We start from the raw sequence: 19,922 nt of genomic DNA on the forward strand, positions 1-19,922 counted from the left end.
AAACTGCATGCAAGTTGCGGCTTTGCACTCATGGCCTATCGCCCGACTTTTCTTCAGGCATAAAAAAAGGATCCCGAAGGATCCTTTTTTCAAAGCAGGTATCGGGGGCTATTAAGCTTCCGATGCCTTGGCAGCAGCTACGTCCTTGATGGACAGCTTGATACGGCCGCGGTTGTCCACGTCCAGTACCAGTACTTCCACTTCCTGACCTTCTTTCAGAATGTCAGTCACTTTCTCAACACGAGCATCGCTCAGCATGGAGATGTGAACCAGGCCGTCTTTGCCTGGCAGGATGTTTACGAATGCGCCGAAGTCGACGATACGCTCAACCTTGCCCACGTAGATCTTGCCGATCTCGGCTTCTGCGGTGATGCCCAGAACGCGCTGACGCGCTGCTTCTGCTGCTTCTTTGGTTTCGCCGAAGATCTTGATCGAACCGTCGTCTTCGATATCGATCGAAGCCTTGGTTTCTTCACAGATTGCACGGATGGTCGCGCCGCCTTTACCGATAACATCACGGATTTTGTCGGTGTCGATTTTCATCGCGATCATGGTCGGAGCGTTAGCCGACAGCTCGTTGCGCGATACGGCAATGATCTGGTTCATCTGACCCAAGATGTTCAGGCGAGCGTCCAGGGCTTGGCCCAGTGCGATCTCCATGATTTCTTCGGTGATGCCCTTGATCTTGATGTCCATCTGCAGCGCGGTAACACCTTTAGCGGTACCGGCTACTTTGAAGTCCATGTCGCCCAGGTGATCTTCGTCACCCAGGATGTCGGTCAGAACTGCGAATTTCTCGCCTTCTTTAACCAGACCCATGGCGATACCGGCAACCGGTGCCTTCATCGGAACACCAGCGTCCATCAGTGCCAGGGAAGCACCGCAAACCGATGCCATCGAGCTGGAACCGTTGGATTCGGTGATTTCCGATACAACACGGATGGTGTACGGGAACACGTCAGCAGCAGGCAGCATGGCCTGAACCGAACGGCGGGCCAGACGGCCGTGACCGATTTCGCGACGACCAGCGCCACCCATACGACCACACTCACCTACCGAGAACGGAGGGAAGTTGTAGTGCAGCATGAACGGGTCTTTCTTCTCGCCTTCCAGGGTGTCCAGCAGCTGTGCGTCACGGGCAGTACCCAGAGTTGCAACAACCAGAGCCTGAGTTTCGCCACGGGTGAACAGAGCCGAACCGTGGGTCTTCGGCAGTACGCCAACTTCGATGTTCAGAGGGCGAACAGTCTTGGTGTCGCGGCCATCGATACGCGGCTTGCCGTTAACGATGTTTTCGCGAACGGTGCGGTATTCGATTTCGCCGAAAGCAGCTTTGACTTCGCTGGCAGAAGGCTGGCCTTCTTCACCGGACAGCTTGGCAACAACCTGGTCTTTCAACTCGCCCAAGCGAGTGTAACGGTCAGCCTTGACGGTGATGGTGTAAGCCTGGGAGATCGCTTCGCCGAACTCGGCACGGATAGCGCCCAGCAGTTCGGTAGCTTCTGGAGCCGCAGCCCAGTCCCAAGTTGGTTTGGCAGCTTCGGCAGCCAGCTCTTTAACAGCCTGGATAACTACCTGGAATTCGTCGTGGGCGAACAGTACTGCGCCCAGCATCTGGTCTTCGGTCAGCTCTTTGGCTTCCGATTCAACCATCAATACGGCTTCCGAAGTACCGGCAACAACCATGTCCAGGCTCGAAGCGGCCAGTTGCTCGTAAGTCGGGTTCAGCAGGTAGCCGGTGCTTTCGTGGTAAGCAACGCGGGCAGCGCCGATCGGACCATCAAAAGGAATACCGGAGATTGCCAGGGCAGCCGAAGTACCGATCATCGCAGCGACGTCCGGATCGGTTTTCTTGCTGGTGGACAGAACGGTGCAGACAACCTGCACTTCGTTCATGAAACCTTCCGGGAACAGCGGACGGATCGGACGGTCGATCAAGCGCGACGTCAGGGTTTCTTTCTCGGAAGGGCGACCTTCACGCTTGAAGAAACCGCCTGGGATTTTACCCGCGGCGTAGGTTTTTTCCTGGTAGTGAACAGACAGAGGGAAGAAGCCCTTGCCTGGATCAGCTTGCTTGGAGCCGACAACAGTCACCAACACGCTGACGTCGTCGTCAACGGTGACCAATACTGCGCCGGAAGCCTGACGGGCGATACGGCCAGTCTCGAGAGTAACGGTCGACTGACCGAACTGAAATTTTTTGATAACCGGGTTCACGGTGTCCTACCTTCTTTGTGGCTCTTGGGGAACGGGTTTCTTGCGAAAGTCATGTGCAACATCGGGTATTGACCCGACTCAAGATGCTTACGAAAACAGCCCGTGCGGCAAATTTTCGTAAGAATCCGGCTAGTCCAGATAAAACTTGAGGCTGGAAGCCTGCCGTCCGCTTGCGGGAAACCCGCAAACGCACGACAGACAACCAGCCTCTAGCAACATCGCTATTAGCGACGCAGACCCAGGCGAGCGATCAGCGTTTTGTAACGCTCAACGTTTTTGCCTTTGAGGTAATCCAGCAGCTTGCGACGCTGGTTTACCATACGGATCAGACCACGACGGGAGTGGTGATCCTTGCTGTTTGCCTTGAAGTGACCTTGCAGCGTGTTGATGTTAAAGGTCAGCAGTGCAACCTGCACTTCTGGAGAACCTGTATCACCTGGAGCTTGCTGGTAGTCAGCTACGATTTCTGCTTTGTGTTCAACTGTAAGTGCCATTTGGCTTTCCTTTCAATTAGGGCCTGCTTGCAAGCAAGACAGATCCAATAGGCCGAGGACAAATCCTCGTATTTAAATGTGAGATGTGACCGTGCCTAATAACAGCCACCCTCATTCCAATCTGCCCCAAGAGTATTACATCCCGAAGCAGCCTGGTTCCGGTCATTCCGACCGAATCAGTCGACGCGGCGCAATGCGCCCGTCTTCGCTCACTTCACCGATCCCGATGAAGCGACCGTTATGATCTTGTACCCGCACCATACCGAACTTCGGAGCATCCGGAGCACGAACCGGCTGACCATTGAGCCAATAGAAAGCACTGGCTTCCGAGAAGTGCAGCAACGGCCAGTCCAGCAACCCGCTGTCCGATGGCATCAGGAAGCGATCTACCGCTTCATTACCGCCTTCGGCATGCACCGCTTCCAACTCTTCCAGCGTGACCGTTTGGGCCAAGCTGAAAGGTCCGGCGTGCGTACGACGCAACTCTGCAACGTATGCACCGCACCCCAATTGCTCACCGATATCTTCCACGAGGGTACGGATATAGGTGCCTTTGGTGCAGTCGACGGCCAAGCGCGCAGTGTCGCCTTCGCTGGCCAGTAATTCGAGGCGTGTAATAGTAACAGAACGTGGTTCACGCTCCACCACTTCGCCTGCACGGGCCAGCTTGTAAAGCGGCTGTCCGTCTCGCTTGAGTGCAGAGTACATCGGCGGTATCTGACTGATTTTCCCACGAAAATTGGGTAAAACAGCTTCGATATCGGCACGACCAACGGTCACTGGGCGAGTCTGTAAAACCTCACCCTCAGCATCTGCCGTGGTGGTGGTCTTGCCCAATTGCATCAGGGTTTCATAACCCTTGTCGGAATCGAGCAAGTATTGCGAAAACTTGGTGGCTTCGCCAAAGCACAGCGGCAATACACCGCTGGCCAATGGATCGAGACTACCGGTGTGCCCTGCCTTCTCGGCATTGAGCAGCCAGCGAACTTTCTGCAGGGCCGCGTTGGAAGTGAATCCAAGAGGCTTGTCCAACAGGATGATGCCGCTGACGTTACGACGGATACGCTTGACCTGAGCCACCGGTTACTCCTTGGTGTCTTCGGGAGCAGTGGTTTCAGGGTGCTGATTGTCTTCAGCCACTGCACGCTCGATCAAGGCGGACAGGTGAGCGCCACGCACGACACTTTCATCGTAGTGGAAGTGCAGCTGTGGAACGCTGCGCAGTTTCATTTCACGCGCCAGTTGCATGCGCAGGAAACCCGCTGCCGAGTTCAACACCTTGATGCTCTGGGCGATGTCTTCAGCATTATCCTGCCCCATCACGGTGATGAAGATCTTGGCGTGACCGACGTCACGGCTGACTTCAACAGCAGTAATGGTGACCAGACCCACGCGCGGGTCTTTGACTTCACGACGGATCAGCTGTGCCAGCTCGCGCTGCATCTGATCGCCAATACGTTGGGTACGGCTATATTCTTTTGCCATGTCTTGTTACCTGTTACTCACCCATGGGAAACCCATGCGGTCTGAAAGCGGCAAACGCCCGGCCAGACAGAAGCCGGACCGGGCGTTGCGTTTAGAGTCCAGGCCGAGCGACGGTCATTTGCATGCCGCGGCTCGTCCTCGCTCTTGAGGCTCGCGAGTTAGAGGCTGCGAGCAACCTGGACCTTCTCGAACACTTCGATCTTGTCACCGACTTTAACGTCGTTGTAGCTCTTGACGCCGATACCGCATTCCATGCCGGCACGCACTTCGGACATGTCATCTTTAAAGCGACGCAGGGATTCCAGCTCGCCTTCGTAGATAACGATGTCTTCACGCAGTACGCGGATTGGACGGTTACGGTGAACAACACCTTCAAGCACCATGCAACCTGCAACCGCGCCGAACTTAGGCGAACGGAACACGTCACGGACTTCGGCGATACCCAGGATGTTCTCCCGAACGTCGCTGCCAAGCATGCCGGTAAGGGCTTTCTTGACGTCTTCGATGATGTCGTAGATGACGTTGTAGTAACGCATGTCCAGGCCTTCCTGCTCGACAATCTTGCGAGCGCCGGCATCGGCACGCACGTTGAAGCCAAACAGTACAGCGTTGGAGGCCAGTGCCAGGTTAGCGTCGCTCTCGGTGATACCACCGACACCGCCGCCAACTACGCGCACTTGCACTTCGTCGTTACCCAGGCCGCCAAGGGCGCCCTGCAGAGCTTCCAACGAACCACGGACGTCAGATTTGAGGACGATGTTAAGCGTCTTCTTCTCTTCCTGGCCCATGTTCTCGAAGATGTTTTCCAGCTTGCCTGCGTGAGCACGCGCCAGTTTCACTTCGCGGAACTTGCCTTGACGGAACAGGGCAACTTCACGCGCCTTCTTCTCGTCAGTCATTACGCTCATCTCGTCGCCAGCATCTGGCGTTCCGTCCAGGCCGAGAATCTCGACAGGGATGGATGGACCGGCTTCCTTGATGGACTTGCCGTTCTCATCGAGCATGGCACGGATGCGACCGTAGTTGGAGCCGACCAGAACCATGTCGCCTTGGCGCAGGGTACCGTCTTGAACCAGAACAGTTGCAACAGGGCCACGGCCTTTGTCCAGACGGGACTCAACCACTACGCCACGGCCAGGAGCCGATGGAGTTGCCTTGAGTTCCAGAACTTCAGCTTGCAGCAGTACGGCTTCGAGCAATTCGTCAACGCCGGTACCCATTTTCGCCGAGACCGAAACAAACGGAGTGTCACCACCCCATTCTTCCGACGTCACGCCGTGAACGGACAACTCGCTGCGGATGCGATCGAGATCAGCACCTGGCTTGTCGATTTTGTTCACTGCAACAACCAGAGGCACACCAGCCGCTTTCGCATGCTGAACAGCTTCGATGGTTTGCGGCATTACACCGTCGTCTGCAGCAACAACCAGAATCACGATGTCAGTCGCCTTGGCACCACGTGCACGCATTGCGGTAAACGCAGCGTGACCCGGGGTATCGAGGAAAGTGACCATGCCGCGTTCGGTTTCAACGTGGTATGCACCGATGTGCTGAGTAATACCACCGGCTTCGCCAGCAGCTACCTTGGCACGACGGATGTAGTCGAGCAGGGACGTTTTACCGTGGTCAACGTGGCCCATTACGGTCACAACCGGTGCACGGGAGAACGACTCGCCTTCGAACTTCAGGGACTCGGCCAGGGAATCTTCCAGGGCGTTGTCGCTGACCAGAGTCACTTTGTGGCCCAGTTCTTCAGCAACCAGTTGAGCAGTTTCCTGATCAAGTACCTGGTTGATGGTCGCTGGAGTACCCAGCTTGAACATGAACTTGATGACTTCAGCAGCCTTGACCGACATCTGTGCAGCCAAATCGCCGACAGTGATGGTCTCGCCAATCTGAACGTCACGAACTACAGGGCCGGTTGGGCTCTGGAAACCGTGAGCGTTACGCTTCTTCAGCTTGCCCTTGCCACGACCGCCGCGACGGAAGCTGTCGCTTTCTTCGTCGGAAGTACGCGGAGCAACACGTGGAGTCGGTGCTTTTTCTTTAACCGAGGCACGATGCGGAGCGTTTTTGCGATCGCCGTCACCACTACCGCGACGATTATTATCGTCAGCACGTGGCTTGTCCGGGCGACGCTGTTCGTCACGCTTGCGTGCATCAACTGCTGGAGCCGGTGCGGCTGGTGCTGCGGCTTGCACAGGTGCAGGCGCGGCAACAGCTGGAGCAGCAGCAGGAGTAGATGCAGGCTGACGGCGCGCGTCTTCTTCGGCGCGACGCTTGGACTCTTCTTCAGCCTTTTGACGTGCGGCATTTTCTACTGCACGACGTTCATCCATCTCACGTTTGCGCTCGGCTTCAATTTCTTCCGGGCTTTGCTGTACGAAGACTTTCTTCTTGCGTACTTCAACGCTAATGCTTTTGCTGCCAGCAACACGCAGGGTACTGGTGGTTTTACGCTGCAAAGTGATCTTGCGCGGTTCTTCCACTTTAGCCTTGTGGCTGCTTTTCAGGTGAGTCAGCAGAGCTTGCTTCTCACTGTCGGTCACATTCTGCTCGGCGGCGTTGTGCGGCAGACCTGCCTCACGCATCTGCTGCAACAGGCGCTCAACCGGTGTTTTGACCTCATCGGCCAGTTGTTTCACCGTGACTTGCGTCATGCATTTCTCTCCTCAGGCCGCGCCTAATTACTCGAACCAATGGGCTCGGGCGGCCATGATCAACTTGCCGGCACGATCATCGTCAATGCCGTCGATGTCGAGCAGGTCGTCAATAGACTGCTCGGCCAGGTCTTCGCGGGTAATTACGCCGCGCACCGCCAGTTCCATCGCCAAATCCTTGTCCATACCCTCAAGCGAGAGCAGGTCTTCGGCCGGATGGGCGTCTGCCAGCTTTTCCTCAGTAGCGATGGCTTTAGTCAACAGTCGATCTTTGGCCCGAGCGCGAAGCTCGTTGACGGTATCTTCGTCAAAGCCATCGATGTTGAGCATTTCCTCCACCGGTACGTAGGCAATCTCTTCCAGGCTAGTAAAGCCTTCATCTACCAGAACCTGCGCCAGGTCTTCATCAACTTCCAGCTCTTCGATGAAGTTGCGCAGGATATCGCCGGTTTCTGCTTGCTGCTTAGCCTGGATGTCCGATTCGGTCATCACGTTCAAGGTCCAGCCGGTCAACTGGCTGGCCAAACGTACGTTCTGACCGCCGCGACCAATCGCCTGGGCCAGATTGTCTGCGCCAACGGCGATGTCCATTGCATGGGCATCTTCGTCGACGATAATTGCCGCCACTTCAGCTGGCGACATTGCGTTGATCACGAACTGCGCCGGGTTGTCATCCCAAAGGACGATATCCACTCGCTCTCCGCCCAATTCGCCGGACACTGCCTGGACGCGCGAACCGCGCATACCAATGCAGGCACCTTGCGGATCAATGCGTTTGTCTTTGGAGCGAACGGCTATTTTAGCGCGTGATCCTGGATCGCGGGAGGCCGCCATCACTTCGATCAGGCCTTCGGAGATCTCTGGCACTTCAATGCGGAACAGCTCGATCAGCATCTCTGGCGCGGTACGCGACAGAATCAACTGAGGGCCGCGGTTCTCGGTGCGGATTTCCTTGAGCAGTGCGCGAAGGCGTACGCCAACACGGAAGGTTTCACGCGAGATGATGTCTTCACGGGCCAGCAACGCTTCAGCGTTATTGCCCAGATCGACGATCACATTGTCACGTGTCACCTTTTTCACGGTGCCCGAAATGATTTCACCCAGACGCTCGCGATAAGCATCGACTACTTGAGCGCGCTCGGCTTCGCGGACCTTTTGCACAATGACCTGTTTGGCCGTTTGTGCAGCAATCCGACCGAATTCGATAGAATCGATTTTCTCTTCGATAATATCGCCAGCTACAGCGCCTGGCTGTTTCGCCTGGGCCTGGTCTACAGCCAACTCGTATGCTGGATCATCCAGATCTTCGTCTTCGACCACAGTCCAGCGACGGAAAGTCTCATAGTTACCGGTGTGGCGATTGATTTCCACACGCAGTTCGACTTCGTCTTCAAAACGCTTTTTAGTCGCGGTGGCCAGAGCCAGCTCCAGCGCTTCAAAAATAACGTTTGCCGGTACGCCCTTTTCATTGGACACCGACTCAACAACCAGCAGTACTTCTTTGCTCATCGTACGCCTCGCCTTTCGCAAGCCATTGGATCCGCGGGATCCGCGTCTCAGTCAAAACTGGGAATAATGTTGGCCTTGTCGATCATATCGATCGGCAACAGGAATTCATGGTCTTCAACTTGCACCACAATGTCCTGCTCCTCTACGCCGCGCAGAAGGCCCTGAAAGTTGCGTCGCCCTTCGAACGGGGAACGCAGCTTGATCCTCACTTGCTCACCGGCAAATTTCGCGAACTGCTCAATAGTGAACAGAGGGCGTTCCATGCCAGGAGAAGAAACTTCAAGCGTGTACTCAACAGCGATAGGATCTTCGACATCCAAAACGCCGCTGATCTGACGACTGACAATTGCGCAGTCATCTACCAGTACGCCGCCTTCCTTGTCGATATAGACACGCAACATTGAATGGCGGCCTTGAGCCGAAAATTCAATACCCCAGCATTCATAGCCAAGGGCCACGATCACCGGGGCCAACAAGTCCTGCAACTGTTCTAGCTTGCTCGACACCTGAACCCCCTGTGCATGTTTGTGCATGCTGTGCAAAATGAAAAAATGGGCGAAGCGCCCATCTCTGAAACGTCGTTGAATACCGACGCTATAAAGTGTCCAGTTAACAAAAAGCCCCTAAGAAGGGGCTCCGCTAAAACTGGTTGCGGGAGCCGGATTTGAACCGACGACCTTCGGGTTATGAGCCCGACGAGCTACCAGACTGCTCCATCCCGCGACAAAGCTGGAGCGGAAGTATACGGTTGATCCTTTTCAGGGTCAATCCAACCTTCCACATACAAGAAAGCCCGCTACTGCGGGCATTCTTGATAATTGGTACCGAGAAGGGGACTCGAACCCCTACACCCTATGGGCACAACCACCTCAAGGTTGCGTGTCTACCAATTCCACCACCTCGGCAATACTACGTTACATCATGAAACCCGTTTTACTTTTGCTCTTGAGCTGGAGGTACGTCAGTCGCAGGGGTTGCCGACTTTTGCTCATGAAGCACCGGAACATCATCTGAAGCCGGCTTTTGCACTGGAACTTCCAACACCGCTGGATTTGGCAAACCTACTTGAGTCAGCTGTTCAGCTTTCTCTTTAGCAAAGTAACCTAACCCTAAGCTGGTTATGAAAAAACCTGCGGCAAGTATAGCAGTAAACTTACTAAGAAAGGTAGAGGAACCTTGGCTTCCGAACACAGTATTTGATGCACCTGCGCCGAAAGATGCTCCAGCATCCGCTCCCTTGCCCTGTTGCAGCAAAACCAGGGCAATTACACCCAATGCTGTCAGCAGATGAAACACAGTTACGACGTTATCCAGCATTTTCAGTTTCCTGCGGCACGAATGATCGCACCGAACTCATCTGCATTCAGGGAAGCCCCGCCAATGAGTCCCCCATCGATATCCGGCATGCTGAACAGTTCGACCGCATTGGCCGCCTTCACGCTGCCGCCGTATAGAAGCCGCACACCTTGTGCCACTTCAGAATTCTTTTGCGCCAGCTGTGCGCGAATGGCCGCATGCACATCTTGCGCTTGCTGTGGTGATGCGGTCAGTCCGGTACCAATGGCCCAGACCGGCTCGTATGCAATCACAGCATTTACAAAAGCATCAATGCCAAACTCGTCAATCACGGCATTCAGCTGACGCCCTACCACTTCAAGCGTTTGCCCCGCTTCGCGCTGCTCCAGGGTTTCCCCTATACACAACACTGGCGTCAAACCAGAGGCTTGAGCCGCTGCAAACTTGCGATTGAGTGTCTCGTCCTGCTCACCCAGAATCAGGCGACGTTCGGAGTGCCCCACAAGCACCAGCTTGCAACCTGCGTCTACCAACTGGCTCGATGAAATCTCGCCAGTCAGAGCGCCCTGCCCCGACTCCACTGCAGCATCCTGAGCACCGACCGAAATCGCTGCGCCTTGCAAGCCATTGATAACACGATCAATAAACAGCTGAGGCGGAAATACTGCAACATCAACATCGTTCGGCAAGACCAGACCACGCAGACCGTCGATCAGCTCAGCGACGCTGGCGCGGGTACCGTGCATCTTCCAGTTACCAGCTACCATAGTGCGACGCATGCTTTACCTCGTCGGTCAAAGTGGGCGCAGATGTTACCCAACCACATCCGCGCTGGCAAGCCGAATTCAGGCACAAACTTCACTTACCAGTTTTGCCAGCTCTTCGGCGTAGCCGCGAACCATGTTTTCGTCGTCGCCTTCGACCATTACACGCACCAAAGGCTCTGTTCCCGACTTGCGCAACAAGACACGGCCGCGACCGTTCATGGCCTCGGTGACGCGCGCGCAAGCGTCTTTAACAGCCGGATGCTCGACAGGATTAACCCCACCTGCAAACCGTACGTTCAGCAGAACTTGCGGACACTTGCGCAACGCCTGGCGCGACTGTGCAAGGCTTTCATCGCGACGACGCAAAGCCAGCAGCACCTGAAGTGCAGCAATGATCGCATCGCCGGTTGTAGTGTGCTGGAAGCACACGATATGCCCGGAATTTTCCCCGCCCACCAGCCAGTTACGCTCCAGCAATTCAGCGATAACGTAACGGTCACCTACATTGGCGCGCACGAACGGAATGCCCAGGTCAGCCAATGCCAGCTCAAGCCCGAGGTTACTCATCAGCGTACCGACAACACCACCCTGCAACTTGCCACGCTCGTGCAAATCACGCGCAATGATAAACAGCAATTCATCGCCATCAACCACGGCACCGGTATGGTCAACCATAAGAACACGGTCGCCGTCGCCATCGAAGGCAATACCCAGGTCCGCGCCTTCAGCCACCACGGCAGCCTGCAGTTGACCCATATGAGTCGAGCCGCAGTTGTCGTTGATGTTCAGGCCATTGGGCTGAGCCGACAGCACAATAACTTCCGCGCCCAGCTCTTTGAAAACGCTCGGAGCAACCTTGTAGGTAGCACCATGAGCACAATCGAGAACAATCTTGAGGCCACCGAATTTGGTACTGCTTGGCACACTGCTTTTGCAGAATTCGATATAACGACCCGGAGCGTCATTGATACGCGACACCTTGCCGAGCTTGTCGGATTCAACAACCGTCATCGGAGCGTCAAGCAACTCCTCGATCATCAACTCGACGTCATCAGGCAACTTGGTGCCATCGCCGGAAAAAAACTTGATGCCGTTATCGTCATGGGGATTGTGCGAAGCACTGATCACGATGCCCGCTTCCGCATGGAAGGTGCGCGTCAGGTAGGCGATAGCCGGTGTAGGCATAGGCCCCAGCAACATCACATCAGCCCCGGCAGCCGACAAACCCGCTTCAAGCGCAGACTCGAACATGTAACCCGAAATACGGGTGTCCTTGCCTACCAGAATCCGGCAAGCGCCCTTGCTGCGAAACGCCATGCCCGCCGCCCAACCCAACTTGAGCATGAAATCAGGGGTAATCGGATAAACGCCGACCCGACCACGAATACCGTCGGTGCCAAAATACTTCTTTGTCATAAGTGCTCCATCATTCTTAGTCTGCGGAATCTACCGCTGCGATCATCCGTACCACATCAACTGTTTCGGCAACATCATGGACACGCAAAATACGCGCCCCCTTGGTCATCGCCAAGGCTGCAAGAGCCAGACTGCCATACAGCCGCTCTGCAACTGGCCGGCTCAACGCCTGCCCGACCATACTTTTACGTGACACACCCACCAGCAAAGGCCGCCCCATCAAATGCAAGGCTTCCATATGTTTGAACAGGCTAAGGTTGTGCTGCAATGTTTTGGCAAAGCCGAACCCCGGATCCAGCACGATGCGCTCAGGGCCAATACCGGCAGTGGCACAGCGCGCCATGCTATCGACCAGAAACGCAGAGACTTCGCCCACCAGGTCATCGTAATGCGGATTGTCCTGCATATCGCCCGGCTCACCGAGCATATGCATCAGACATACCGGCAATCCCGTGGCCGCAGCCGCCTGCAAGGCGCCTTCACGGCGCAGCGAGCGCACATCATTGATCAGCCCCGCACCCAAACGCGCAACCTCGGTCATGACCATTGGCGCGGATGTATCGACCGAAATAATGACGTCCAGTTCCCGACTTATGCGCTCGACAACAGGCGCAACCCGATCCAGCTCTTCCTGCTGCGAAACCACAGGAGCGCCGGGGCGCGTTGATTCACCGCCAACATCAATCAGAGTTGCACCGGCCAGAACCATCGACTGCGCATGGCGCAAAGCCGCATCCAATGCTGCAAAGCGGCCGCCATCGGAGAAGGAATCAGGGGTGACATTAAGAATACCCATAACATGCGTATGGGCCAAATCAAGAACCCGGTTGCCGCAAGGCAACCGGGTTGAGGACTGAACAGAAGTCATTTCAAGCCTTATTGATCAGCAGCAGGGCCGCCGATAGGTGTTTCCGGGCGCTCGGTTTTATCCAGCGTTGGGGCAGTCGGGGTACCCGAGTTGCCGCCTTCCCAGTCACGCGGCTCACGCGGCGGACGACCCGCCATGATGTCGTCGATCTGATCAGCATCGATCGTCTCGTACTTCATCAGCGCATCAGCCATTGCATCGAGCTTGTCACGGTTTTCAGTCAGTATCTGCTTGGCAGTGTTGTAGCACTGATCAATGATGCTGCGCACTTCGGAGTCGATCAGCTTGGCTGTGTCGCCGGACACACTTGCCGACTGACCACCGCCACGTCCCAGATAAGACTCTTCATCTTCGGCATACATCAGTGGGCCGAGCTTCTCGGACAAACCCCACTTGGTAACCATGTTCCGCGCAATCTGGCTCGCACGCATGATGTCATTGGACGCGCCAGTGGTAACACCGTCAAAGCCCAAGGTCATCTCTTCAGCGATACGACCGCCATACAGCGAGCAGATCTGGCTGATCAGCGCACGCTTGGACAGGCTGTAACGATCCTCTTCCGGCAGGAACATGGTCACACCCAGCGCACGACCACGCGGAATGATCGAAACCTTGTAGACCGGATCATGCTCAGGCACTACGCGACCAACGATAGCGTGACCCGCTTCGTGATACGCCGTGTTGCGCTTTTCCTTATCCGACATGACCATCGATTTGCGCTCGGCGCCCATCATGATCTTGTCCTTGGCCAGCTCGAACTCTTTCATTTCAACAACACGCTTACCGGTGCGCGCTGCGAACAAGGAAGCTTCGTTCACCAGGTTGGCCAGATCAGCACCCGAGAAGCCCGGAGTACCACGTGCAATAACGCCCGGCTGGACATCATCGCCCATTGGCACTTTGCGCATGTGAACCTTGAGGATCTGCTCGCGGCCACGAATGTCCGGCAAACCAACCACAACCTGACGGTCAAAACGGCCTGGACGCAGCAGCGCAGGGTCAAGTACGTCAGGACGGTTAGTGGCGGCAATCACAATGATGCCGTCGTTCATCTCAAAGCCGTCCATCTCAACCAGCAACTGGTTAAGCGTCTGCTCACGCTCATCATGACCGCCGCCCATACCGTTACCACGGTGGCGACCGACAGCATCGATTTCATCGATGAAGATGATGCAAGGAGCATGCTTCTTGGCTTGTTCAAACATGTCACGAACACGGCTTGCACCGACGCCCACGAACATTTCAACAAAGTCGGAACCGGAAATCGTGAAGAACGGCACCTTGGCTTCGCCCGCAATCGCCTTGGCGATCAGGGTTTTACCGGTACCTGGCGGGCCAACCATCAGCACGCCACGAGGAATACGACCACCCAGGCGCTGGAACTTGCCCGGATCACGCAGGAACTCAACCAGCTCACCCACTTCTTCCTTGGCTTCGTCGCAACCCGCTACGTCAGCCAGAGTCGTTTTGACCTGGTCTTCCGATAACAGCCGCGCCTTGCTCTTGCCAAAGCTCATCGGTCCGCCCTTACCGCCGGCACCGCCCTGCATTTGACGCATGAAGAACATGAAGACTGCGATGATCACCAGAATCGGGAAGCTCGCAACCAGCAGTTGAGTCCAGATGCTTTGTTGCTCAGGCAATTTGCCTTCAACGGTCACATGGTTATCCACCAGGTCACCGATCAAACCGTTGTCCTGAATAGCCGGACGGATGGTTTTGAAGGTATCCCCATCGCTGCGTTTGCCGGTAATCACGTAGCCATCCACGGCAACGCGCTCGACCTTGCCATCCTTAACTTGCTGGATGAAGTCGGAATAGTTGAGGGTTTGTGGCTCGTTTGGACTGGAGAAGTTGTTCATCACTGTCACCAGGACAGCAGCGATGATCAACCACAGGATCAGATTCTTTGCCATATCGTTCAATTAGCTACCCTCTGAAGCACAAGCCCCGCTACTGAAGCGTGCTTCGCATGATATTCACCGGCATAACTTACTACATTGCCTACAACCCTTGCAGGCTCCGTCTGTAACCCTTTGTGAAACTTTGACTACACAATATTCGTTATGCCAGATCTGTAAAGCGATTCAAAAAAAACTATCGCCCCGGTCAAAGACGCTCATCACTGGCAGAACCATCAACTCCACGGAAGCCGCGCCCCAGCAAATACTGCTCGCGGGACCTGTCTCGTGACGACGACGGCTTGCGCATCTGTACCTTGTCAAACAGCTTGCGAATGTCTTTGTGGTATTGATCGAAGCCTTCACCTTGGAAAACTTTAATCAGAAAATCACCACCAGGACGTAGGACGCGACCGGCAAGATCCAGTGCCAACTCGCACAGGAACATCGCCCGAGGCATGTCCACAGCTGCCAATCCACTCATATTGGGGGCCATATCTGAAATCACAAGGTCTACTTGTGTATTTCCGACAGCCTCGAGGATCTGCGCAAGCACTGCGTCCTCAGTAAAATCGCCCTTGATGAAGGTCACATCAGGGATGCTGTCCATGTCCAGAATGTCGGAAGCGATCAAGCGACCTTGGCCACCGATCAGACGACTGGTTACCTGTGACCAGCCACCCGGGGCAGCACCCAGGTCAATAACCGTCATGCCTGGACGAATCAGACGATCACGCTCCTGGATCTCCAGCAATTTGTAGCTGGCACGCGAGCGATACCCGTCTTTTTGCGCCATTTTGACGTATGGATCGTTGAAATGCTCTTTCAGCCAGTTAAGGCTAGTCTTGGAACGGGCCACGGGCCACCTCAAAAATTTTAAACGGGTTGTGATTAACCGGGCGGTCTCGGACTCGCTCGGGTAAACTGGCCGCCGCTTTTTACAAGATCAGACACAGGGGTCAGATTATGCCGCTCACTCAAGAGCAGAAGAAACAGTACAAATCCATTGGCCACCATCTGAAACCAGTTTTGACTGTGGCTGATAATGGTTTGACTGAAGGTGTTTTAGCCGAACTCGAACGCGCATTGGGCGATCACGAGCTGATTAAAATCAAAGTCAACATTCTGGATCGCGAATCCCGCCTGGAGGCCGTCGCACAAATGTGCAAGGCCGGCAAAGCGGAACAGGTACAGATTATCGGCAAAATGGCGCTTCTGTACCGTAAGAACGTCAATGTAAACAAGCAACTGTCGAACATCCATCGCTTCAAGTGATGTCGACAAGGGTCAAGGGTGCGCCTGGCGCGCCCTGAAACTCTTCCAGGGTTAAACCCGAGAGTTATGCAAGAACTGCCCGCGCAACGCATCAGGCAGCCAGAGACGCCCAACGCACGACCTCCCCACCCGCTACCTGCCTTTTCAAACAGCAACGCTGCCAGCCGTGTTCAGGCCAGCACCGGCAAAAATTCTGTGTGCAACAACCACAAGCTACCAACCCGGAACACCCGGGTCGGCCGCCAAAAAAGTGCGCCCGCACAAGGCGGGCACACTTCTTAGATGTGACTTACTTTAACAATCTCGTACTCAATGACGCCGCCCGGTGTTTTCACCGCAACCACGTCACCCTCTTCCTTGGCGATCAAGGCGCGAGCCAATGGCGAGCCAACGGAGATTTTTCCGAGTTTGAAGTCAGCTTCGTCTTCACCCACGATCTGATAGATCACGCTTTCGTCAGTTTCAACGTTAGCGATCTCAACCGTCGTGCCGAAAATCACCTTGCCGGTATGAGGAATCGCCGCCACATCAATCACCACTGCATTCTGCAGACGGCCTTCGATATCACGGATACGAGCCTCAGACATACCCTGCAGCTCACGAGCAGCATGGTATTCAGCATTTTCCTTGAGGTCGCCCAACTCACGCGCCGTACCAATTTCCTTGCTCAGCTTTGGCCGAACAACCTTGGTCAGGTGTGCAAGCTCTTCTTCCAGGGCTTTATGGCCCTGGACAGTCATCGGGTACTTGATCATGACTTCAATCCTGCGTGTAGATCCTGCAAGCGACGCACGGTTTTTTCAGGACCGAATTTAAGCGCTTCACAGATCGCTTCGCCAGCAGCAATGGTCGTGGTGCAGTAGATCTTGTGCTGCAGCGCGTTGCGGCGAATGGAGTAGGAGTCAGCAATCGACTGACGACCTTCGGTGGTGTTGATGATCAAGGTAACTTCGTCGTTCTTGATCATGTCGACAACGTGCGGACGACCTTCGGTCACCTTGTTCACGCGGCGTACTTTCAAGCCTGCTGCTTCGATGAACTTGGCAGTACCAGCAGTCGAAACAATCTCAAAACCCAGGTTGATCAGGTCGCGAGCAACACCGGCCACCAAAGGCTTGTCGTCGTCACGCACGCTGATGAAAGCAGTACCGCCTGTTGGCAGCACTTCGCTTGCACCCATCTGAGCCTTGGCAAACGCTTCGCCGAAGGTATCGCCCACACCCATCACTTCACCGGTGGACTTCATCTCAGGGCCGAGAATCGGGTCAACACCCGGGAATTTGGCGAACGGGAAGACCGCCTCTTTCACGCTGTAGAAGTTAGGAATGATTTCCTTGGTGAAGCCGATTTCTTTCAGGGTTTTACCGGCCATCACGCGGGCAGCGATCATTGCCAGGGAAACACCGATGCACTTGGATACGAAAGGAACGGTACGCGAAGCACGCGGGTTCACTTCGATCACGTAGATATCTTCGCCTTGCAGGGCCAACTGCACGTTCATCAGGCCGACAACGCCCAATTCCAGAGCCATTTTCTTGACCTGTTCGCGCATCTCGTCCTGGATGTGCAGCGGCAGCGAGTACGGCGGCAGCGAGCATGCGGAGTCACCGGAGTGAACGCCCGCCTGTTCGATGTGCTGCATGATCGCGCCGATCACCACATCTGTACCGTCGCAGACAGCATCCACGTCCATTTCGATGGCGCAGTTAAGGAAGTGGTCCAGCAGCACTGGGCTGTCGTTGGACACTTTCACCGCGTCACGCAGGTAGCGCTTGAGCTCTTCTTCTTCGTAGACGATTTCCATCGCACGGCCGCCCAACACGTAGGAAGGACGAACAACCAGCGGGTAACCAATCTTGCCAGCAGCACGAATTGCTTCGTCTTCGCTGCGCACAGTAGCGTTAGGCGGCTGACGCAGGTTCAGACGCTCAACCATCTGCTGGAAGCGCTCACGGTCTTCTGCACGGTCGATGGCGTCAGGGCTGGTACCGATGATCGGCACGCCAGCTTCTTCCAGGGCACGAGCCAGCTTCAGCGGAGTTTGGCCGCCGTACTGGACGATCACGCCTTTTGGCTTCTCGACACGTACGATTTCCAGCACGTCTTCCAGGGTTACGGATTCGAAGTACAGACGATCCGAAGTGTCGTAGTCGGTGGAAACGGTTTCCGGGTTGCAGTTGACCATGATGGTCTCGTAACCGTCGGCACGCAGCGCCAGAGCGGCGTGTACACAGCAATAGTCGAACTCGATACCTTGGCCGATACGGTTCGGGCCACCACCCAGAATCATGATCTTGTCACGATCCGAAGGGTTGGCTTCGCACTCTTCCTCATAGGTGGAGTACATGTAAGCAGTGTCGGTTGCAAACTCGGCCGCGCAGGTGTCAACGCGCTTGTAGACCGGGAACACTTCCAGCTTGTGACGGTGGCGACGCAGGTTTTTCTCGGTCACACCCAGCAGTACGGCCAGACGTGCGTCAGAGAAACCTTTGCGCTTGAGGCGATACATGGCATCGCGATCAATCGAGGACAGCGCCATGGTCTTGATTTTTTCTTCGTCCTTGATCAGATCTTCGATCTGTACCAGGAACCAAGGGTCAATCATGTTCATGCCGAAGATATCTTCAACGGTCATACCGGCGCGGAACGCGTCAGCCACGTACCAGATACGCTCGGCGCCCGGCACGGTCAGCTCGCGCTTGAGCACGGCCATGCTTTCCGGGTTGCTCAGGTCCAGCTTTGGATCAAGACCGCTTACACCCACTTCCAGACCACGAAGGGCCTTTTGCAGGGATTCCTGGAAAGTCCGGCCAATGGCCATGACTTCACCTACCGACTTCATCTGAGTCGTCAGGCGCGCATCTGCCTTCGGGAATTTTTCGAAAGCAAAGCGCGGCAGCTTGGTCACAACGTAGTCGATGGACGGCTCGAAGGACGCAGGCGTGGCGCCGCCGGTGATTTCGTTTTGCAGTTCATCCAAGGTGTAACCGATCGCCAATTTGGCAGCGATACGCGCAATCGGGAAACCGGTAGCTTTCGATGCCAGCGCCGAGGAACGCGATACACGCGGGTTCATCTCGATCACGACCATACGACCGGTGTCCGGGCAGATACCGAACTGAACGTTGGAACCGCCGGTTTCAACGCCGATCTCACGCAGTACCGCCAAAGAGGCGTTACGCATGATCTGGTATTCCTTGTCCGTCAGGGTCTGTGCCGGAGCAACGGTGATCGAGTCACCGGTGTGCACGCCCATCGGGTCGAAGTTTTCAATCGAGCAAACGATGATGCAGTTGTCCTTCTTATCGCGGACAACCTCCATCTCGTACTCTTTCCAGCCGATCAGGGATTCGTCGATCAGCAGCTCTTTGGTTGGCGACAGATCCAGACCACGAGCGCAGATTTCTTCGAATTCTTCACGGTTGTAAGCAATACCGCCACCGGTGCCGCCCATGGTGAAGGACGGACGGATGATGCACGGGAAACCCAGCTTTTCGAGGACCGCATTGGCCTCTTCCATGCTGTGAGCGATACCGGAACGTGGGCAGTCAAGGCCGATGGACTTCATCGCCTTGTCGAAACGCGAACGGTCTTCAGCCTTGTCGATGGTGTCAGCGTTAGCGCCGATCATCTCTACGCCGAACTTCTCCAGAACGCCTTCGCGTTCCAGGTCCAGTGCGCAGTTCAGTGCAGTCTGGCCGCCCATGGTTGGCAACAGTGCGTCCGGGCGCTCTTTCTCGATGATCTTGGCAACGGTCTGCCACTTGATCGGCTCGATGTAGGTCGCGTCGGCCATGTCCGGGTCGGTCATGATGGTGGCCGGGTTGGAGTTCACCAGGATGACGCGGTAACCCTCTTCGCGCAGGGCTTTACAAGCCTGGGCGCCGGAGTAGTCGAATTCACAGGCCTGGCCGATAACGATCGGGCCAGCGCCGAGAATCAGGATGCTTTTTATGTCTGTACGTTTTGGCATGGGTTTGTCACTCAAATCCGCAGGTCAGTCGGCAAGCTGTCAATCAGGTTCCTGAAGCGCC

The 19,922-nt window shown here is 55.5% G+C and carries 16 protein-coding genes and 2 tRNA genes; 1 reads left to right on the top strand and 17 read right to left on the bottom strand.

Going from position 1 to position 19,922, the window contains the following annotated elements:
* Positions 1-111: 111 nt before the first annotated feature.
* From pnp to rlmE, 15 genes are all read right to left on the bottom strand, one after another.
* Entirely contained in the window at positions 112-2,217 is a 2,106-nt protein-coding gene (pnp, locus tag U5A05_RS20720) for a polyribonucleotide nucleotidyltransferase (RefSeq protein WP_019825928.1), read from the bottom strand.
* Positions 2,218-2,441: 224 nt separating this feature from the next.
* Positions 2,442-2,711, bottom strand: a complete 270-nt coding sequence (gene rpsO / locus U5A05_RS20725; protein ID WP_261739728.1) for a 30S ribosomal protein S15 — start codon at positions 2,709-2,711, stop codon at positions 2,442-2,444.
* A 162-nt stretch (positions 2,712-2,873) separates the two neighbouring features.
* Entirely contained in the window at positions 2,874-3,791 is a 918-nt protein-coding gene (gene truB, locus U5A05_RS20730; RefSeq protein WP_261739729.1) for a tRNA pseudouridine(55) synthase TruB, read from the bottom strand.
* Positions 3,792-3,794: 3 nt separating this feature from the next.
* A complete protein-coding gene (rbfA, locus tag U5A05_RS20735; RefSeq protein ID WP_261739730.1) occupies positions 3,795-4,196 on the bottom strand; it encodes a 30S ribosome-binding factor RbfA in 402 nt (133 codons plus the stop codon).
* 158 nt (positions 4,197-4,354) lie between these two features.
* Positions 4,355-6,856, bottom strand: a complete 2,502-nt coding sequence (gene infB / locus U5A05_RS20740; RefSeq protein ID WP_261739731.1) for a translation initiation factor IF-2 — start codon at positions 6,854-6,856, stop codon at positions 4,355-4,357.
* 27 nt (positions 6,857-6,883) lie between these two features.
* A complete protein-coding gene (nusA, locus tag U5A05_RS20745) occupies positions 6,884-8,365 on the bottom strand; it encodes a transcription termination factor NusA (RefSeq protein ID WP_019825920.1) in 1,482 nt (493 codons plus the stop codon).
* A gap of 47 nt (positions 8,366-8,412) precedes the next feature.
* Complete coding sequence (gene rimP / locus U5A05_RS20750) at positions 8,413-8,871, bottom strand: ribosome maturation factor RimP (protein WP_019825918.1); 459 nt, start codon at positions 8,869-8,871, stop codon at positions 8,413-8,415.
* A 140-nt stretch (positions 8,872-9,011) separates the two neighbouring features.
* Positions 9,012-9,088 (bottom strand) — tRNA-Met (locus tag U5A05_RS20755).
* A gap of 96 nt (positions 9,089-9,184) precedes the next feature.
* Positions 9,185-9,270: transfer RNA gene (locus U5A05_RS20760), tRNA-Leu, on the bottom strand.
* Between the two features lie 28 nt (positions 9,271-9,298).
* Positions 9,299-9,682 carry a preprotein translocase subunit SecG gene (secG, locus tag U5A05_RS20765; protein ID WP_261739732.1) on the bottom strand — a complete coding sequence of 128 codons (384 nt, stop codon included), beginning with the start codon at positions 9,680-9,682 and terminating at the stop codon, positions 9,299-9,301.
* Positions 9,683-9,684: 2 nt separating this feature from the next.
* Positions 9,685-10,440: a triose-phosphate isomerase gene (tpiA, locus tag U5A05_RS20770; protein WP_321834576.1), complete on the bottom strand. Its 756-nt coding sequence runs from the start codon at positions 10,438-10,440 to the stop codon at positions 9,685-9,687.
* Between the two features lie 66 nt (positions 10,441-10,506).
* Complete coding sequence (gene glmM / locus U5A05_RS20775) at positions 10,507-11,844, bottom strand: phosphoglucosamine mutase (RefSeq protein WP_261739734.1); 1,338 nt, start codon at positions 11,842-11,844, stop codon at positions 10,507-10,509.
* A gap of 16 nt (positions 11,845-11,860) precedes the next feature.
* A complete protein-coding gene (gene folP / locus U5A05_RS20780) occupies positions 11,861-12,712 on the bottom strand; it encodes a dihydropteroate synthase (RefSeq protein ID WP_321834577.1) in 852 nt (283 codons plus the stop codon).
* 8 nt (positions 12,713-12,720) lie between these two features.
* Positions 12,721-14,628 carry an ATP-dependent zinc metalloprotease FtsH gene (gene ftsH, locus U5A05_RS20785; protein WP_261739736.1) on the bottom strand — a complete coding sequence of 636 codons (1,908 nt, stop codon included), beginning with the start codon at positions 14,626-14,628 and terminating at the stop codon, positions 12,721-12,723.
* A 193-nt stretch (positions 14,629-14,821) separates the two neighbouring features.
* Positions 14,822-15,472: a 23S rRNA (uridine(2552)-2'-O)-methyltransferase RlmE gene (rlmE, locus tag U5A05_RS20790; protein WP_261739737.1), complete on the bottom strand. Its 651-nt coding sequence runs from the start codon at positions 15,470-15,472 to the stop codon at positions 14,822-14,824.
* Between the two features lie 107 nt (positions 15,473-15,579).
* Between rlmE and yhbY the strand changes: the two genes are divergently transcribed.
* Positions 15,580-15,888, top strand: coding sequence for a ribosome assembly RNA-binding protein YhbY (yhbY, locus tag U5A05_RS20795; RefSeq protein ID WP_321834579.1), 309 nt, complete (start codon positions 15,580-15,582; stop codon positions 15,886-15,888).
* 278 nt (positions 15,889-16,166) lie between these two features.
* Here the strand turns inward: yhbY and greA are convergent, their stop codons facing one another.
* Both greA and carB read right to left on the bottom strand, forming a co-directional pair.
* Positions 16,167-16,643 (bottom strand): transcription elongation factor GreA, encoded by a 477-nt coding sequence (gene greA, locus U5A05_RS20800; protein WP_261739739.1) that lies wholly within the window; start codon positions 16,641-16,643, stop codon positions 16,167-16,169.
* The gene (gene carB / locus U5A05_RS20805) at positions 16,640-19,861 is read right to left on the bottom strand and encodes a carbamoyl-phosphate synthase large subunit (protein WP_261739740.1); all 3,222 of its coding nucleotides are present in this window, start codon (positions 19,859-19,861) and stop codon (positions 16,640-16,642) included. Before carB ends, greA begins: the two co-directional genes overlap by 4 nt.
* Positions 19,862-19,922 lie beyond the last annotated feature (61 nt).

Source organism: Pseudomonas kulmbachensis, from assembly GCF_963681935.1.
Lineage (GTDB): Bacteria > Pseudomonadota > Gammaproteobacteria > Pseudomonadales > Pseudomonadaceae > Aquipseudomonas > Aquipseudomonas kulmbachensis.